A 1,557-nucleotide genomic window follows, 5' to 3' on the forward strand; every position below is an offset into this window, starting at 1 on the left:
GTCGCCTGCCCGTACGGGTCCGGTGGTGAGCGGATGTACCGGACCGGTGACCTGGTGAAGTGGACGGCGGACGGGCAGCTGATGTTCGTCGGCCGGGCCGACGACCAGGTGAAGATCCGCGGCTTCCGCATCGAGCCCGGTGAGGTCGAAGCCGTACTCCTCACCCACCCGGAGGTACGTCAGGCCGCGGTCGTGGTCCGCGAGGACAACCCCGGCGACCGCCGCCTCGTCGCGTACACCGTCAGCACCGGTGAGGACGGCCAGGAGGACACCGAACCCGCCGCGCTGCGGGAGTTCGTCGCCGGGCGGCTGCCGGACTACATGGTCCCGGCCGCCGTCATGACGCTGCCCGCGCTGCCGATGACGGTGAACGGGAAGCTCGACCGCCGGGCGCTGCCCGCTCCCGAGTACGCCACGGGCGAGGGCCGGGCCCCGGCCACCGTCCAGGAAGAACTGCTCTGCGCCGCCTTCGCCGAAGTGCTCGGCCTGGAGTCGGTCGGCGTCGACGACAGCTTCTTCCAGCTCGGCGGACACTCCCTCCTCGCCGTACGCCTGGTGTCCCGGATCCGCGCGACGCTCGGCGCCGAGGTCGAGGTACGGATCCTCTTCGAAACCCCGACCGTCGCGGGACTGGCGGCGCACCTGGCCGGTGGCGAGTCGCGGACCCGTGTGCCGCTGGTCGCCGGAGAGCGCCCGGAACGGATCCCGCTGTCCTTCGCTCAACAGCGCCTCTGGCTGCTGGCCCAGGTCGAAGGCCCCAGCCCGACCTACAACATGCCGGTGATCATCCGGCTCAGCGGCGAGCTGGATGTGCCCGCGCTGGGTGCTGCGTTGCGGGATGTGATCGGTCGGCACGAGTCGTTGCGGACGGTGTTCCCGGTGGTGGCGGGGGAGCCGTATCAGCGAATCCTGGACCCCGTGGAACTGGACTGGGACCTTCAGGTGACCCGGGTGGCATCCGGGGAGCTGGCGGGTGCGGTGCGTGGGGCCGCGCGGTATGCGTTCGATCTGGCGGTGGAGGTGCCGGTCCGGGCGTGGCTGTTCGAAAGTGGTGAGGGTGAGGGCGAGGGCGAGCGGGTGCTGGTGGTGGTTGTGCACCACATCGCCGGCGACGGCTGGTCCATGGGTCCGCTGGGGCGCGACCTGTCGGTTGCGTATGCGGCGCGGTCGCGTGATGAGGCGCCGGAGTGGGTGCCGCTGCCGGTGCAGTACGCGGACTACGCGCTCTGGCAGCGGGAGCTGCTGGGGGAGGAGTCCGACCCGGAGAGTCTGCTGTCGGTGCAGGTGGATTACTGGCGGCGGACACTGGCCGGGGCACCGGAGGAGCTGAACCTGCCCGCCGACCGGGTCCGCCCGGCAGTGTCGAGTCACCGCGGACATGCCGTCCCGTTGCTGGTGCCCGCGGAGGTCCATCAGCGGCTGGCTGAGCTGGCGCAGGAGGAGGGTGGGACGCCGTTCATGGTGTTGCAGGCGGCGTTGGCGGTGTTGTTGTCGCGGTTGGGTGCGGGGCTGGATGTGCCGGTGGGTTCGGCGGTTGCGGGCCGTACGGATGAGGCG

General features: G+C 71.2%; 1 protein-coding gene. It reads left to right on the top strand.

From position 1 onward, the window contains the following. On the top strand, positions 1–1,557 hold a 1,557-nt coding region (locus ACWDR0_RS34870), incomplete at both ends, for a condensation domain-containing protein (RefSeq protein ID WP_456355847.1).

This window comes from Streptomyces sp. NPDC003691 (assembly GCF_053981115.1).